Source organism: Pseudomonas sp. B21-051 (assembly GCF_024748795.1).
Classification (GTDB): Bacteria; Pseudomonadota; Gammaproteobacteria; order Pseudomonadales; family Pseudomonadaceae; genus Aquipseudomonas; species Aquipseudomonas putida_A.
In genome coordinates this window covers 3611907-3625716 of record NZ_CP087166.1, presented here as the reverse complement: position 1 = coordinate 3625716, position 13810 = coordinate 3611907, and the positions used below count along the sequence as shown (strand labels likewise).

15 protein-coding genes are annotated in these 13810 nt (G+C 61.0%); 7 read left to right on the top strand and 8 right to left on the bottom strand.

The features are described from left to right. Positions 1-20 precede the first annotated feature (20 nt). Positions 21-1106 (top strand): polyamine ABC transporter substrate-binding protein, encoded by a 1086-nt coding sequence (locus LOY52_RS16045; protein ID WP_258679883.1) that lies wholly within the window; start codon positions 21-23, stop codon positions 1104-1106. A 23-nt stretch (positions 1107-1129) separates the two neighbouring features. Here the strand turns inward: LOY52_RS16045 and LOY52_RS16040 are convergent, their stop codons facing one another. The 3 genes from LOY52_RS16040 to LOY52_RS16030 all read right to left on the bottom strand — a co-directional run bounded on the left by LOY52_RS16040 (position 1130) and on the right by LOY52_RS16030 (position 4096). Next, positions 1130-2773 (bottom strand): diguanylate cyclase, encoded by a 1644-nt coding sequence (locus tag LOY52_RS16040; protein WP_258674994.1) that lies wholly within the window; start codon positions 2771-2773, stop codon positions 1130-1132. A 227-nt stretch (positions 2774-3000) separates the two neighbouring features. Beyond that, a complete protein-coding gene (locus LOY52_RS16035; protein WP_258674992.1) occupies positions 3001-3402 on the bottom strand; it encodes a hypothetical protein in 402 nt (133 codons plus the stop codon). Between the two features lie 124 nt (positions 3403-3526). Then, positions 3527-4096 carry a chorismate mutase gene (locus tag LOY52_RS16030; RefSeq protein WP_258674991.1) on the bottom strand — a complete coding sequence of 190 codons (570 nt, stop codon included), beginning with the start codon at positions 4094-4096 and terminating at the stop codon, positions 3527-3529. Positions 4097-4222: 126 nt separating this feature from the next. Between LOY52_RS16030 and LOY52_RS16025 the strand changes: the two genes are divergently transcribed. The 3 genes from LOY52_RS16025 (at position 4223) to LOY52_RS16015 (ending at position 7341) form a co-directional block, all read left to right on the top strand. Beyond that, entirely contained in the window at positions 4223-5581 is a 1359-nt protein-coding gene (locus LOY52_RS16025; protein ID WP_258674990.1) for an MATE family efflux transporter, read from the top strand. Between the two features lie 111 nt (positions 5582-5692). Beyond that, positions 5693-6688, top strand: a complete 996-nt coding sequence (locus LOY52_RS16020; RefSeq protein ID WP_258674989.1) for an acyltransferase — start codon at positions 5693-5695, stop codon at positions 6686-6688. 92 nt (positions 6689-6780) lie between these two features. Beyond that, the gene (locus tag LOY52_RS16015; RefSeq protein WP_258674988.1) at positions 6781-7341 is read left to right on the top strand and encodes a YceI family protein; all 561 of its coding nucleotides are present in this window, start codon (positions 6781-6783) and stop codon (positions 7339-7341) included. A gap of 15 nt (positions 7342-7356) precedes the next feature. On the opposite strand, the gene LOY52_RS16010 is transcribed toward LOY52_RS16015, so the two are convergent. Together LOY52_RS16010 and LOY52_RS16005 are read right to left on the bottom strand one after the other, a co-directional pair. Continuing rightward, positions 7357-7569 carry a YXWGXW repeat-containing protein gene (locus LOY52_RS16010; protein WP_123588252.1) on the bottom strand — a complete coding sequence of 71 codons (213 nt, stop codon included), beginning with the start codon at positions 7567-7569 and terminating at the stop codon, positions 7357-7359. Between the two features lie 41 nt (positions 7570-7610). Then, the gene (locus LOY52_RS16005) at positions 7611-7934 is read right to left on the bottom strand and encodes a YXWGXW repeat-containing protein (RefSeq protein ID WP_047295047.1); all 324 of its coding nucleotides are present in this window, start codon (positions 7932-7934) and stop codon (positions 7611-7613) included. Positions 7935-8190: 256 nt separating this feature from the next. Here LOY52_RS16005 and LOY52_RS16000 point away from each other — a divergent pair, with 256 nt between their 5' ends. Next, entirely contained in the window at positions 8191-8877 is a 687-nt protein-coding gene (locus LOY52_RS16000) for a GNAT family N-acetyltransferase (RefSeq protein WP_258674987.1), read from the top strand. A gap of 192 nt (positions 8878-9069) precedes the next feature. On the opposite strand, the gene LOY52_RS15995 is transcribed toward LOY52_RS16000, so the two are convergent. After that, the gene (locus LOY52_RS15995) at positions 9070-9708 is read right to left on the bottom strand and encodes a TetR/AcrR family transcriptional regulator (RefSeq protein ID WP_258674986.1); all 639 of its coding nucleotides are present in this window, start codon (positions 9706-9708) and stop codon (positions 9070-9072) included. Positions 9709-9794: 86 nt separating this feature from the next. On the opposite strand from LOY52_RS15995, the gene LOY52_RS15990 reads away from it, so the two are divergent. Next, positions 9795-10382 carry an NAD(P)H-dependent oxidoreductase gene (locus LOY52_RS15990; RefSeq protein ID WP_258674984.1) on the top strand — a complete coding sequence of 196 codons (588 nt, stop codon included), beginning with the start codon at positions 9795-9797 and terminating at the stop codon, positions 10380-10382. A 93-nt stretch (positions 10383-10475) separates the two neighbouring features. Here the strand turns inward: LOY52_RS15990 and LOY52_RS15985 are convergent, their stop codons facing one another. Both LOY52_RS15985 and LOY52_RS15980 read right to left on the bottom strand, forming a co-directional pair. After that, positions 10476-11594 (bottom strand): P1 family peptidase, encoded by a 1119-nt coding sequence (locus tag LOY52_RS15985; RefSeq protein WP_258674982.1) that lies wholly within the window; start codon positions 11592-11594, stop codon positions 10476-10478. A 174-nt stretch (positions 11595-11768) separates the two neighbouring features. Continuing rightward, complete coding sequence (locus tag LOY52_RS15980) at positions 11769-12884, bottom strand: polyamine ABC transporter substrate-binding protein (RefSeq protein ID WP_258674981.1); 1116 nt, start codon at positions 12882-12884, stop codon at positions 11769-11771. Positions 12885-12995: 111 nt separating this feature from the next. On the opposite strand from LOY52_RS15980, the gene LOY52_RS15975 reads away from it, so the two are divergent. Beyond that, on the top strand, positions 12996-13775 hold the full coding sequence (locus tag LOY52_RS15975) for a helix-turn-helix transcriptional regulator (RefSeq protein ID WP_258674980.1): 780 nt from the start codon (positions 12996-12998) through the stop codon (positions 13773-13775). The last annotated feature ends 35 nt before the right edge of the window (positions 13776-13810 follow it).

Sequence of the window (13810 nt, the reverse complement as noted above, 5' to 3'; positions counted from 1 at the left end):
CTCATCACAGGTGACAGACCATACGCATCCACCCACTTTTCCTGGCAGTCCTGCTCGCGGCCAGCGCGGCCGCTTGTGCCGACGAAACCGTCAATATCTCCAACTGGAACAGCTACATCGCTCCGGACACCCTGGCCAATTTCACCCAGGCCACGGGGATCAAGACCACCTACGACATTCACGACAGCAACGAAGTGCTGGAATCGAAGCTGATGACCGGCAACACCGGTTATGACGTGGTCAGCCCGTCGAACCACTTTCTGTCGCGACTGATCAAGGCCGGGGCGATTCAGAAACTCGACCGGTCGCAACTGCCGAACTGGAAGAACCTCGACCCGGTGCTGTTGCAAAAACTTCAAGTCAACGATCCCGGCAACCAGTATGGCTACCCCTACATGTGGGGCACCGCCGGCATCGGTTACAACGTCGAGAAGATCAAGGCGATTTTCGGCAACATCGATGTCACGCAGTCATGGGACTTTTTCTTCAAGGAAGAAAACATCAAGAAGCTGAGCCAGTGCGGCGTGGCGTTTATCGACAACCCGACGCAAGTTCTGCCGATCACGCTCAACTACCTGCACTTGCCAGCACACAGTCACGAACCGGCGGATTACAAACAAGCCGAACAGCAATTGCTGAAGATTCGTCCGTACATTCAGTACTTCCACGCCTCGAAGTACATCAGCGACCTTGCTAACGGCAACGTCTGCGCGGTGATCGGTTTCAACGGCGACATCGTTCAGGCCGCCGCCAGCGCCAAGGAAGCGAAGAACGGCATCAACATCGCCTATTCGATCCCTAAGGAAGGCACGACCCTGTGGTTCGACATGGTGGTCATGCCCAAAAGCGCGCCGCACGAAAAGAACGGCTACGCCTACATGAATTACCTGCTCGACCCCAAAGTGGTGGCCAACATCAGCAACAGCATTCACTACGCCAATCCCAACGCGGCGGCGGATCAGTACCTCAATGCGGATGTGAAACAGGATCCGGCGATCTACCCGCCCAAGGACGTGATGCAACGGCTGTTCACCGTGGAAGAGCTGCCGGCAGCGATTGCGCGGTTGTCGACGCGGTTGTGGACCAGGTTGAAGACCAATACCTGATCCTGCGCGGGAGCAATTGGCGATCAGGCGATTTGATTACGGCCCGCCGCTTTCGCCTGATACAGCTGCTGATCGGCACGTTTGATCAGCATCGTGTGGCTGTTGTCCGCCGGATCGGCCAGAGCGACGCCAATGCTCACGGTGAGTTGTCCGATGTTGGGAAAGTGCGCCTGGGCCACGGCGACACGGATCTTTTCCGCGACCACCTCTGGCGTATCAGGCTGGGCGACTTCCGGCAGCAGTACGGCAAATTCCTCGCCGCCGTAACGGGCGACGAAGTCGGTGGCGCGCACGCTGACCTGGATGAGTTGCGCCAACTGCAGCAGCACGTCGTCACCCACCGCGTGGCCGTAGGTGTCGTTGACGCGCTTGAAGTGATCGGCGTCGATCAGCAGCAGGGCAAACGGTCGTCCGGTACGGCGGAACAGCAGGCTGTATTCGCTGAGTTTTTCATCGAAGCGGCGGCGGTTGAAGACGCCGGTCAGGGCATCGTGGGTCGCCAGACTCAACAGTTCGGCATTGGCTTGCATCAATGCGGCGGTGCGCTGGGTGACTGTGGCTTCCAGCGAGGCGTTGGCTTCCTGCAGTTCGCGTTCCTTGGCCAGCAGCGACCGGGTCATGGCGTCGAGCGACTGCCCGAGCTGGGCAATTTCCCGCACCGGATGTTGCAGCGGGAAGTGTGCACCGGGCTGCTGGTTCTGCACCTGTTTGGCCGAGTGCGCGAGTTGTTCGATTGGCCGGCTCAGGTATTGCGCGAGGTAATACGCCACCAGGCCGAACGCCACTGCGGCGGCTACACCCAGCATTAACAATTTATAGAGCAGCAGGTGTGCCGGCTCCAAAGCAGTGTCCAGAGGCTGGCGCACGGCAATCGACCAGGACAGCGCGGTACTCGAAGGCGTCGGTACGGTGACCATGCTGGTCAGGTAACCGTTGCCGACCGACCAGCCCGGAAACTTCGAATCATTCACCGCCAGTTGTTGGCCCATCAAGGCTTCCGGATACAGCACCTTGCCGTCGTGATCGATGATCAGCGCTTCGATATCCGGTGACGCATTTTTATGCGAGAACGCTGCCGACTCGACGATGCGCGTGACCCAGCTCCAGTGCGCGTGCGCGCCCAGCACGCCAATCACCTGACCGTCGGCGTTGCGGATCGGGGCGGCGAAGTCGATGAAACGCAGTGGTTCGCCGTTGGGCGTTCCCGGTAGCAGTTTGGCCAGCAACACCGCTTCGTGCGGATCACCGGTGTACTCACCGCGCAGGCCAGCCTGGAACCATGGCCGCTGCTGTACCGATTGCCCGACCAGCAAGTTATTGACCGCTTGATGCACATTGCCTTCAGCATCGGTCACGCCCATCCACGCATACTCGGCACGGGCCTGGGTGCGCAGTTGCATCGATTTGAGAATCGCCGGGTTGTCGAGGTCGCCGCGTTCCAGATGCGGCGCACGGCTGAGCAGATAAACCTCCAACTGGCGCTCGCGCAACTGGTCACCGAGCAATGTCGCCGCCGAGCGCGCGGTATTGAGCAGTGCATTGCCGCTGGCCTGTTTCATCTGTTCGGTGGCGATATGACCGACATAGAAGCCGACGCTCACCAGGGTCAGCAGGGACAAACCGGCGAACCAGAGGGTCAGGTGGCTTCGCAGACTGGCTTTGAGCATGGGCAGGCAAATTCTGTTTGGAAGTTGTGGCCGCATGGTATGCGCATTAAGCGTCGGGCTGCCAGTCGGTCGCTTCGGATAAGCACCGTCGGAAGTTTCGCCAGTGCTCTACAGGGCAAGATCTTTTCTGACGCTGATCGTTGAAAAGAACCACGCCTGCAAACGACGGAATGAAAAAGCCCGGCTGATCAGGCCGGGCTTGCTTTGACTGCTTCAGAACCATTGTTTTATGCGTTGCGGCTTTCGATCAGACGATCCGAGCCACCTTCAGCCACGCGGCGCTCTTGCAAACGATCCGAGCCACCTTCGGCAACGCGACGTTCCAGCAAACGATCCGAGCCACCTTCAGCAACGCGACGTTCCAGCAGACGATCCGAGCCACCTTCAGCCACACGGCGCTCCAGCAAACGATCCGAGCCACCTTCAGCCACGCGGCGTTCCAGCAGACGATCCGAGCCACCTTCAGCCACACGGCGTTCCAGCAAACGATCAGAACCACCTTCCGCCAAACGGCTTTCAATCAACTTGTCCGAGCCGCCTTCAGCGACCAGGGTGTGAGCGGGTGTTGCTGCAAAAGCGTTGACTGCAAGAACCGAGAAAGCGATGCCGAGGATGGTTTGGCGTTTCATGATCGTGTGCTCCGGGGTGTATTGGGTTGGTATGGAGCCGATGTTACGCCGCGGATTTTTTATGAGAACTTCATTGACGTGATGGTGACTATCGACGCCAGCGATGTGTGCAGCAACTGCTGATCTAGAGCTGCTGTGCCCGAATGCACAGCTCTCCGGTGGCGCGGATCAGGGCCAGATCATGCAGTGCATCGTGGGTCAGACCCTGCCGGGCCTTGGCCAGCCAGACCGGGCAATTCGGGTCGCGGCGATGCGGCGCGAAGTCGGCGTACTGTTGCAGCAGGCGGGTTTGCAACTCGTCCAGGCGTGGGCGAATCTGCTTCGCCAGATCCGGTCGCGGGGTGTCCGGCGCCGCACCGGTCGTTTGCCATTGCGCGAGCAATCCGTACTGCACCAGTTTGTTTGCCTCCATTTGCGCGGCGATCAACTGGGCGACGTCTTCGGGGTTGAGCTGGTGTTCGGTCGCCAGGGTGCGGGCATTGGCGATGACCTGGGCTTCGCGCGGGCTGTCCTGAATCGGCTTGCCGCTGTCCCATTTGGTCAGCGCCACCAGGTCGCCGATGTTCAGGCGCTCATTCAAGGTTGCCAGCAAGGGACGCAATGATTCGGCGGGAGCAGGGGCTTCGGCGGCGCCAGCAAGGTGGCTGAAAACCACCAGCAGGGAACAGGTCAGGGCATTTCGCAACGGGGTCATGGGCAGGCGCGTTCCACGGAAAATAGTGCCGACATTTAAGCCTTGAGCAGAGGCGATGTCGACCGACTTTAATCCGTCCATCTAGCGTAATATCCAACGCATCTCCCACCCCGAGACGGATCTTCAATGCAAAGCCCCGCCACCACCAAACCCCTCTGGCAAACCTACCTGCTGTTCCTCGCGCCGATGGTGCTGTCCAACTTCCTGCAATCGATGTCGGGCACGGTCAACAGCATTTACATTGGGCAGATGCTCGGTACGCAGGCGCTGGCGGCGGTGTCGGGGATGTTTCCGATCATCTTTTTCTTCATCGCACTGGTGATCGGCCTGGGCGCGGGCGCCGGGGTGTTGATCGGCCAGGCGTGGGGCGCGCGCGAGGCACACATGGTCAAGGCGATCGCCGGGGCCACGCTGTTGCTGGGGGTGTTGATCGGCTTGCTGGCGGCGGTACTCGGCAGCGTGTTTGCGCGTCAGGCATTGCAAGGGTTAGGAACGCCGGCGGATGTACTGGACGACGCAGTGGCGTATGCGCACGTGATGATGTGGATTCTGCCGTCGATGCTGGTGTTTGTGCTGTTCACGCAATTGCTGCGCGGAGTCAGCGACACCGTGTCGCCTCTGTTGGCGCTGATCGTGTCGACCTCGGTCGGGCTGGCGCTGACCCCGGCGTTGATCCGTGGCTGGTTCGGTTTGCCCCAGTTGGGAATCCAGAGCGCCGCCTTCGCCGGGCTTGCCGGTAACCTGTCGGCGATGGCGTGGCTGGCCTGGCGGCTGATTCGCAAGCAGCATCCGCTGGCGCCGGACCGCGAGTTCTTCGCGGCACTGCGGCTGGATGCGGCGATCCTCGGCAAGGTGCTGCGCATCGGCCTGCCGACCGGGGTGCAGATGATCGTGTTGTCGCTGTCGGAGCTGGTGATCCTGGCGCTGGTCAACCAGCACGGCTCCCAAGCGACGGCGGCCTATGGCGCGGTGACGCAGATCGTCAACTACGTGCAGTTTCCGGCGCTGTCGATTGCCATCACCGCCTCGATCCTCGGCGCCCAGGCCATTGGTGCCGGGCAACTGCAGCGTCTGGGAGCGATCCTGCGCACCGGGCTGTTGATCAATGTGTGCCTGACCGGCGGTTTGATCGTGCTCGGTTACCTGTTGTCGCACTGGTTGCTGGGATTGTTCCTGACCGAAGATTCGACCCGGGCGATGGCTGAACACTTGCTGCACATCATGTTATGGAGCCTGCTGGTGTTTGGCTTCCAGGCGATCATCGGCGGCATCATGCGCGCCAGCGGCACGGTGCTGGTGCCAGTCGTTATCGCGATTGTCTGCGTGGTCGGCGTGCAGTTGCCGGCGGCTTACTGGCTGGACGGTCAGTACGGTTTGCAGGGTGTGTGGATGGCGTTTCCGGTGGCATATCTGGGCATGCTGGTGTTGCAGACGCTGTATTACAAACTGGTCTGGCAGCATCAGAAGATCGAGCGGCTGGTCTGACGGGATTAAGACAGGGCCATCCTTTGGGGCGGCCCTTTTTGTCTCGCTGGCATTGTCGACCAAAGCGTCGTAGCTTACCCGCCATAACGATAAGGACGCTTGAGGGTATCGATGGGAGCTTTTCGTCTGTTGCTGGCCGTTCTGGTCGCCGTTTCTCATATGGGCAAAACAGTTGCAGGGTTCAACCCGGGAGTGGTCGCGGTCATCTCCTTTCTGATCATCAGCGGTTTTGTCATGACCTCGCTGATCGAGCGCAACTACAGTGCCCCCGGGAAAATCGGCCTGTTCTACATGGACAGGGCCTTGCGGTTGTACCCGCAGTTCCTGTTCTACTTCGTCCTCTCTTGTACGGTGATCCATTTCCTTCTGCCCGGTACCCTTCAGGCGGCGGAACTGACGCTTAAAACAATCGCCAGCAGCGTGCTCATGCTGCCGCTCGGCTTCTACATGTTCGGAGTGGCGGGAACCGAAATCGTCCCCCCGGCCTGGTCGCTCGGCCTGGAGATGTGTTTCTACCTGGTGATCCCGTTCCTGCTGATTTTCAAGCTGCGGGGCGCTGCATTTGTGCTCTCGGTCGGCATTTTCATGCTGGCGTGTCTGGGTTACCTCAACACCGATATCTACGGTTACCGGTTGCTGCCCGGTGTACTTTTTATCTTCCTGTGCGGCAGTTACCTGTACCGGCCTCAGGCCAAAGGCCTGGCGATCGCCGCTGGTACGGCGGTGCTGGCAGGGTTGCTCTTCGTCGCGATCATGGCAGGGCTGATCGAACGTCGCCCGTTCAACGCGGAGGTGAGCCTGGGTATCGCGTTGGGCATCCCTGCGGTGTATCTGCTGACTCGATTCAAATATCACCGGGTTGACGAGTTCCTCGGCAACATCAGTTACGGGGTGTTCCTCAATCACTTTGTGGTGATGTACTTCTTGCGCGGTTTCTGGCCGGTTGCCTACGACGCCGAGATCGTGGTGGCGGTGCTGGTGCTGGCCTTTGCGCTGAGCGGGGTTTCCTACTACTGCGTCGAACGCCCGGCACTGAAGCTGCGCCATCGCCTGCGTCGCGGGCAGCGGCAGAACGTTCAAACGCAGCGCGCCGAGACGACTGCCTGAGCCAATTCGGCGGACAGATGACATGGCGCAACCGCCGGTTGTTTGCTTAAGTCAATCGAGGCCTCGAAGGTTTGCCCTGTCCGGAGAATCCAATGCGTGCTCGATTCACCGCTGTGGCACTGTTCACCGGCCTGTGCGTCATGACCTGCGCGCAGGCCACTGAATACAATCGCGTCAACACTACCGCCAGCAAGATCAGCTTCATTTACAAGCAATTCGGCAATCAGGTTTATGGCACCTTCGGCAAGTTCGACGCGACGCTGCAGTTCGACAGTGACAACCTCGCCAACGCCCACACCACGCTGCACATCGACCTGGCCAGCATCAATGCCGGCAGCGACGACGCCAACACCGAACTGGTGAAACCGGCGTGGTTCGATACCCAGCGCTTTCCCGAAGCGGTGTTCGTATCCAGCCGTTTTACCCGCGTGGCAGACAATCACTATCTGGTCGCCGGCCAGCTCACCGTCAAAGGCATCACCCGCGAGGTGCAGGTGCCGGTCGAGCTGAAACCGGACAGCGTGATCGGCATTTTCGACGGCGAACTGGTGCTCAAGCGCAGTGAATTCGGGCTCGGTGCGGGGGAGTGGGCGGACACCGTGGTATCCAACGATATTGCCATCACCTTCAAGGTGGTGGCGCCACAACAGTGACGCCACCGCTGGCAATCAATACGCGCGCCAGTGCCCCGGTGCCCAGCGCCACTCACGGCCATCCCAGCGGTAGTGGCCGGCGACCCAGTGGTAACCGGGTGCTGGCATGACCGGCACGACTTCAACCGGTGGCGGCGGTCGATGCGGACGGACCGGTTCGACGATGCAGCCGGACAGGGTAATCGCCGCCAGTGCGGCGACGAGCAAGGCTTTAGCGCTTCTGGACATGGGTTGTTCCTTATAGAAGAAGTGTGCAGGTCGACGGCCAATCAGCGCACCCAGCGCCCTTCAACCCAGAACCAGTTCGGCCCGCGTGCCTGCCAGTGCCCCGGCCGCCAGTGCGCACCATGGCGCACCGGTTGCCAGTGGCCGGGCATCCACACATAACCGCGGCCTTCCCAGCGCCAGTGGCCCTGATCCCAGACATAGCCGGGACGCGCGCCGGGCATCACTTCCATGCGCATTGGCGGTGGGGCTTGCTGAACAATCACCACCTGCTGGGCAAACACTGGCGCGCTGGCCAGCGCCGCCAGCGTCATCGGCACCAGCAGCAGGGTCTTTCGCCATTTGAACAGTGAACGCAAAACGCTCATGACAAACCCTCAAGGCCTGCGTGAAAAAGTGAACGCAGTTGAAGAGTTGGACGCCAAATCGGTGAAAGATCCGCTCTGCAGCAGATGAAATTTTCTTCAGCTCAACCGCGAGCTTCCCTGTAGGAGCTGCCGAAGGCTGCGATCTTTTGATCTTGCTTTTAAAAAATCAAAAGATCGCAGCCTGCGGCAGCTCCTACATAAAGCGGGCGTCGGGGCGGGGTATGATGTCGCGGTTTTCCGCCGGAGTTCAGCTGTCATGTCACGCATCACCCACTACAAATCCCCATGCCCCGAAAGCGTCAACAGCCAGATTCTGCAACTGGTAGTCGATTACCTCACCGACATCAGCGCGGTCGGTCTTGGCCCGAGCAATCTGCTGTACAACGTCTATCAATACGCGGTCGGCTATGAGGTGCATCTGTATCTGGAAGCGCTGAACGGCGAGAAGGGCACCGAGGTGGAATTGCTGGTGGCGACCGCCGAGGATGATCCGGAAAAGATCACCGGTTTCCTCCTGTATCTGCCGGTGCAGGGCGATTGGGAAGCGTGCAGCGTCGCCTATATGGCGGTGCGCGAAGGCTATCGGCGCCAAGGGTTGGCGCGGGCGATGATTGGCGAGATGGTCAGCCGTTATCCGCATGCCGAGCTGGCCTGCAGCGTTGGCAAGGTGCCGTACTTCGAGGCGCTGGGCTTCGAGGTGATTGGCGCACGCGAAACCCAGGTGCTGATGAGCACCCGCCATTACCGCAGCAACGGTCTGCGCGGTTTTATCGACACCACGCCGATCTATCGCTCGCTGGAAGTGCAGCAGATTCACACCTACCTGCTGCAGAAAAACGGCAAGCGCGCGATGCTTGATGCCGAGAAACAGCGGGACCGGCATCTGGATCAGGTCACCCGACACACTGAAGAATTCGTGCGTCAGCGGCTGACGTTGCACTGAGTCAGCGACAAAAAACGGACAAAAAAAGAGCCTCAAGGCTCTTTGATGGGGAGAAGTAGAGCCCATGAGGCTCAAGCTGCGCATGAAACAGGGAACAGGCTTGATTTGGGGTTCAGAACACCCGTTCCCTACGCAGTCGCTCAGGAGTGAAGCGCCTGCGTACCTTCATCATGGGAACGCGCAGGTGCCGACTCAAGTACCGCTAGTCGCACGGGCGGCGGCCCGTTCCACCATCGCGATGATGGTCGCGAACAATTCGTCCTTCGCTTGCCCGGCGCTGATTTCAGTGCTGGCAGCGGCATTGGATAATGCTTCCGCGGCGCCAAGCATGGCGCGCAGCGCTGCCTGGGTGATTTCACCGCCAGCCGCCAGCGGTTGCAACACGCTGCGGCACTTTTCGAGGAAGATCACCTCGTAATCGCGTTTTATCTTCTCCAGCTCCGGCGTGCTGCCCAACGCTGCAATCACCCCCGGAATCTCGTTGCCCTGCAACAGCACGCAATCGACGTACGCCGTGGCGATTACCGTGGCGGTATCAATCAGCGTCGGCGGGCAATTATCGATGGCGGCGTCCATCACTGCGGTCTGGCGCGTATCGAAATCCCGGTACAGCGCCACGAGCAGACCCGAGCGCGTGGTGAAATGGTCGTAGACCACCGGTTTGGTCACCCCGGCCTTCTCCGCCAGATAACCCAGAGTCAGCGCCTCGGTGCCCTCGGCGCGAATGACCTGCCAGGCGACATCGAGCAACTGGCGATTGCGATCATCGCGCGACAGGCGACGGCGCGGTTGGGCAGGGGAATCGGCTTCGATCATTTCAGTGGTTGACATCGCTAATATACCAAACGTAACTTACTGTTCGTAACTTACCAAGAGTACATAGCCCTTGGTCAGCGCAAACTTACAGGAGAATTCCCATGCGTGCATTGATTGTTGTGGCGCATCACGAGCCGCGTTCGTTGACCCACAGCGTGGCGACGCAGATTGCCCAAGGCTTGACCCGGGCCGATTCGGCCAATACCTATGAGATCGCCGATCTGTACGCCGAGGGGTTTCAGCCGGTGTTCGGCGCGGCGGATTTCGCCGTGCATCACCGTGAAGCGCAACCACCCGCCGACGTGCTGGCGCAGCAGGCACGGATTGATCGAGCCGACGCGCTGGTGCTGGTATTCCCAGTGTACTGGTGGTCGATGCCGGCACTGCTCAAGGGCTGGATTGACCGGGTGTTCAGCAATGGCTGGGCGTTTGATTTCGCTGGCGACCTCAAGCATGTGAAAAAGCTGCAGCGCCTGCGCGTGCATCTGGTCGGCCTCGCCGGCGCGGATGAGCGCGCCTACGAGCGCCACGGTTACGGGCCGGCGATGAAGGCGCAGATCGAGCACGGGATTTTCGATTACAGCGGGGCAACGGTGGTCAGCTCGACTCTGATGGTGGAATCGGAAGTGCGTGATCCACAGGAACATCTGCAGACGGCACGGCACATCGGTGCCCAGATGTTCACCTGAGTCGCACCTCCTGTAAGAGCTACCGAAGGCTGCGATCTTTTGATTTTTTTAAAGCAAGATCAAAAGATCGCAGCGTGCCGCAGCTCCTACAGGTCAGCGGGCGCCGGGCCAGCCAGCCTTGGCGAGGGCGGCGAGCAGCGTTTCTGAATCCAGCCCTTGCACCGCATGCCCGTTGCCCTCGGTGCTGTTGCTGGCGAGCAGGGCGTTGATGATCGCTTCTTCGACCGCTTCGGTGGCGGCAAGGAACAGCTCGCTGATGTGGTCGTTGTTGACCATGCGCAAGCCGTCGCAGGTCGGCGCGCCTTTGCCCTCGTAGGCGGCGGGCGGCACCTGTTCGTTGCCGGTGGCGAAGGCGATGAAGATGTCGCCGCTGTGATCTTCGTTACCACCGCCGCTGCGCGCCAGACCGAGGCTGGCGCGCTGTGCCAGGCGCGTGCATTGATGCGGCAGCAGTGGCGCGTCGGTGGCCAGGCAGACCACGATCGAACCCATGCCCGGATGCGGCAGCGAAGCCCGCAGGAACGGCGAATCGACCTGCTCCATGTAGCGCCCCACCGGATAACCGTCGACCCGCAACTCGCTGCGAATGCCGTGATTGGCCTGGACGATCGCGCCCACCGTCCAGCCACCCTGAGCGCTGCTCAAACGGCGTGACGCGCTGCCGATGCCGCCCTTGAATTCGTGGCAGATCATGCCGCTGCCGCCGCCGACGGCGCCTTCTTCAACGGCACCGTCATGCGCAGAATTCAGTGCCTCGGCGACATGCTCGGGTTTGACGTGAAAACCATTGATGTCGTTGAGCAAGCCATCGAACGTTTCCAGCACCACCGGCATGTTCCAGTAGAGGCGCCCGTCGTCCGGTTGCTGTTGGCGATCCAGCGCAATCAACGCATCGCGCACGACGCCGAGGCTGTGGGTGTTGGTGAAGGCGATGGGACTGGTCAGCAGCCCGGCCTCGCGAATCCACTCAAGGCCGGTGGCATCGCCATTGCCGTTGAGCACATGCACCCCGGCGAAACACGGTTGCTGGTTGGTCGAGCCGCGGCGCGGTTCGATCACTGTGACGCCGGTGCAGATGTCACGTCCGCTGTCGCTGCGGCCACGCACGTTACTGTGGCCGACGCGCACGCCGGGGACGTCGGTGATGGCATTGAGCGGGCCGGGTTGCAGTTGGCCGATGCGGATGTTGAGGTCACGGGCACGGGGTTTCATGGTTTGTCTCTCTATAACAAGGCAGAAATGAATGAGCGGGGCTGAACACAAAACCCTGTGGGAGCGTGGCTTGCCCGCGAAGGCGTCCGTCCAGCCAATGCATGTGTCGCCTGACACACCGTCATCGCGGGCAAGCCACGCTCCCACAGGTTTTGTGGCGTCTTTCAGGTGGGGTTACTGGCCGTTTTTGACCTTGCTCCACACCCGCGTGCGCACGCGTTCGGTGGCTTTGGGCAGCGGTTCCAGGGTGTACAGGGTGGCCATCGCCGCCGCGGACGGATACACCGCCGGGTTATCCCGCGTGGCCGCGGCCACCAGTGGCGTCGCGGCGCGGTTGCCGTTGGGGTACGACAGGTGATCACTGACCGGCGCGATCACTTCCGGGCGCAGCAGGTAGTCGATAAACGCCAGACCCTGAGCGCGGTTCGGCGCATCCTTGAGCAGCACCAGCGTGTCGAACCACACTGGCGCGCCCTCCTTGGGCAGGCTGTAGGCAATCTTCACGCCGTTTTTCGCCTGCTCGGCGTTGGTTTTGGCTTCGAGCATTGCGCCGGACCAGCCGACCGCTACGCAGATGTTGCCGTTGGACAGGTCGCTGATGAATTTCGAGGAATTGAAGTAGGCAATGTGCGGGCGCAATTTGAGCAGCAGCGCTTCGGCTTTCTGATAGTCCTCGGGGTTGGTGCTGTTGGGCGGCAATCCCAGGTAGTGCAGGGCCACCGGGAGCATTTCCGACGGCGAGTCGAGCATCGCCACCCCGCACTGGCCGAGCTTGGCGAGGTTCTCTTCCTTGAACACCAGATCCCACGAATCCAGCGGCGCCTTGTCGCCGAGCGCGGCGCGCACCTTGTCGACGTTGTAGCCAATGCCGTTGGTGCCCCACAGATACGGCACGGCGTATTGATTGCCGGGGTCGTTGTTGGCCAGTTTGCTCAGCAGATCGCTGTCCAGATTGTTCCAGCCCGGCAGTTGATCGCGGGGTAGCGGGGCGAGGGCGCCGGCCTTGATCAGCGTCGGCAGGCTGAAGTTGCTCGCCACCACCACGTCGTAACCGCTGCGGCTGGTCAGCAATTTGCCTTCGAGCACTTCGGCGCTGTCGAAGGTGTCGTAAACCGGCTGAATGCCGCTGTCGCGCTTGAAGTCAGCCAGGGTCGTGGGGCCGATGTAGTCGTACCAGTTGTAGACGTGCACGCTCGGTGCGTCGGCGGCACTGGCGGCGGAAGCGACGCCAAAACAGGCGAGCAGGCCAAGGTTGATGCCCCGGTTGATATAGCCACGACGACAACGCATGATGCGGCACTCCTGGCCTGCGGCAGGCCGGTGATTGACAGGAGTGCTCAGCCTATCGGGGCGGGTACGCCTGACCCATTCCCATCATGGGTTACTCAAAAGGGGTAGAGCGTGGACGCGTTGTTGCAGGAGTTGCCGGTGCATCAAAGTCTGGCGCGGGTGTTCGCCACAGTCGGCCAGGACGGTTTCTGGCGGGCGCTGGTCGACACGCTGCGGCTGTTGGTACCGCTGGACAACGCTTTGGTGGCGCTGATGAAGGCGGGGCAGGCGCCGCAATTGCTGATCGACTTCGACAGCAAGGGCCGCGCCGACGAGCAGGAAGAACTGGCCAGCTACAGCGCCGGGATGTACCTGCTCGATCCGTTCTACCAAACCGCCTCGACCGGGATTGCCGATGGCCTGCACAGCCTGGCCTCGGTGGCGCCGGACCAGTTTCTGCACAGCGAGTATTACCAGAGCTACTTTCGCTCGGTGGTCGGTGAGGACGAGTTGCAGTTCATGATCAACCTCGAGAGCGGGGTGCTTGGCCTGTCACTCGGGCGTTCGACGACTTTCGATCTGGCCGAGCAGGGCCGTCTGCTGTGTGTGCGCGACTGGGTGCTGGTGGCGATGCGCCGCCATGTGCAGCTGTTACCGCCGCAAGGCGCTGGCACCGAGCCGGTGGCGGGGGATCTGGCGACGCTGCTTGATCGCTTCGATGCGCGCCTGACCACCCGTGAAGTCGACACCGCGCGGCTGATTCTGCAGGGCTTTTCCAGCAAGGCCATCGCCCAGCAGATGGGCATCTCGCCGGAAACGGTGAAGGTGCATCGGCGCAATCTGTATCACAAGCTCAATGTGACCGGGCATGGCGAGCTGTTTGCGCTGGTGTTGCGCCCATCCACTTCCTGATCCACACCCGTCCCCCTGTGGGAGCGAGCCTGCTC

Bases quoted from the DNA above. Each gene is read 5' to 3' on its own strand.
- LOY52_RS15995 (WP_258674986.1), bottom strand. From the start codon at position 9,708: ATGTCAACCACTGAAATGATCGAAGCCGATTCCCCTGCCCAACCGCGC.
- LOY52_RS15985 (WP_258674982.1), bottom strand. From the start codon at position 11,594: ATGAAACCCCGTGCCCGTGACCTCAACATCCGCATCGGCCAACTGCAA.
- LOY52_RS16030 (WP_258674991.1), bottom strand. From the start codon at position 4,096: ATGACCCCGTTGCGAAATGCCCTGACCTGTTCCCTGCTGGTGGTTTTC.
- LOY52_RS16010 (WP_123588252.1), bottom strand. From the start codon at position 7,569: ATGTCCAGAAGCGCTAAAGCCTTGCTCGTCGCCGCACTGGCGGCGATT.
- LOY52_RS16005 (WP_047295047.1), bottom strand. From the start codon at position 7,934: ATGAGCGTTTTGCGTTCACTGTTCAAATGGCGAAAGACCCTGCTGCTG.
- LOY52_RS15980 (WP_258674981.1), bottom strand. From the start codon at position 12,884: ATGCGTTGTCGTCGTGGCTATATCAACCGGGGCATCAACCTTGGCCTG.
- LOY52_RS15990 (WP_258674984.1), top strand. From the start codon at position 9,795: ATGCGTGCATTGATTGTTGTGGCGCATCACGAGCCGCGTTCGTTGACC.
- LOY52_RS16015 (WP_258674988.1), top strand. From the start codon at position 6,781: ATGCGTGCTCGATTCACCGCTGTGGCACTGTTCACCGGCCTGTGCGTC.
- LOY52_RS16000 (WP_258674987.1), top strand. From the start codon at position 8,191: ATGTCACGCATCACCCACTACAAATCCCCATGCCCCGAAAGCGTCAAC.
- LOY52_RS16025 (WP_258674990.1), top strand. From the start codon at position 4,223: ATGCAAAGCCCCGCCACCACCAAACCCCTCTGGCAAACCTACCTGCTG.
- LOY52_RS16020 (WP_258674989.1), top strand. From the start codon at position 5,693: ATGGGAGCTTTTCGTCTGTTGCTGGCCGTTCTGGTCGCCGTTTCTCAT.
- LOY52_RS16035 (WP_258674992.1), bottom strand. From the start codon at position 3,402: ATGAAACGCCAAACCATCCTCGGCATCGCTTTCTCGGTTCTTGCAGTC.
- LOY52_RS16040 (WP_258674994.1), bottom strand. From the start codon at position 2,773: ATGCTCAAAGCCAGTCTGCGAAGCCACCTGACCCTCTGGTTCGCCGGT.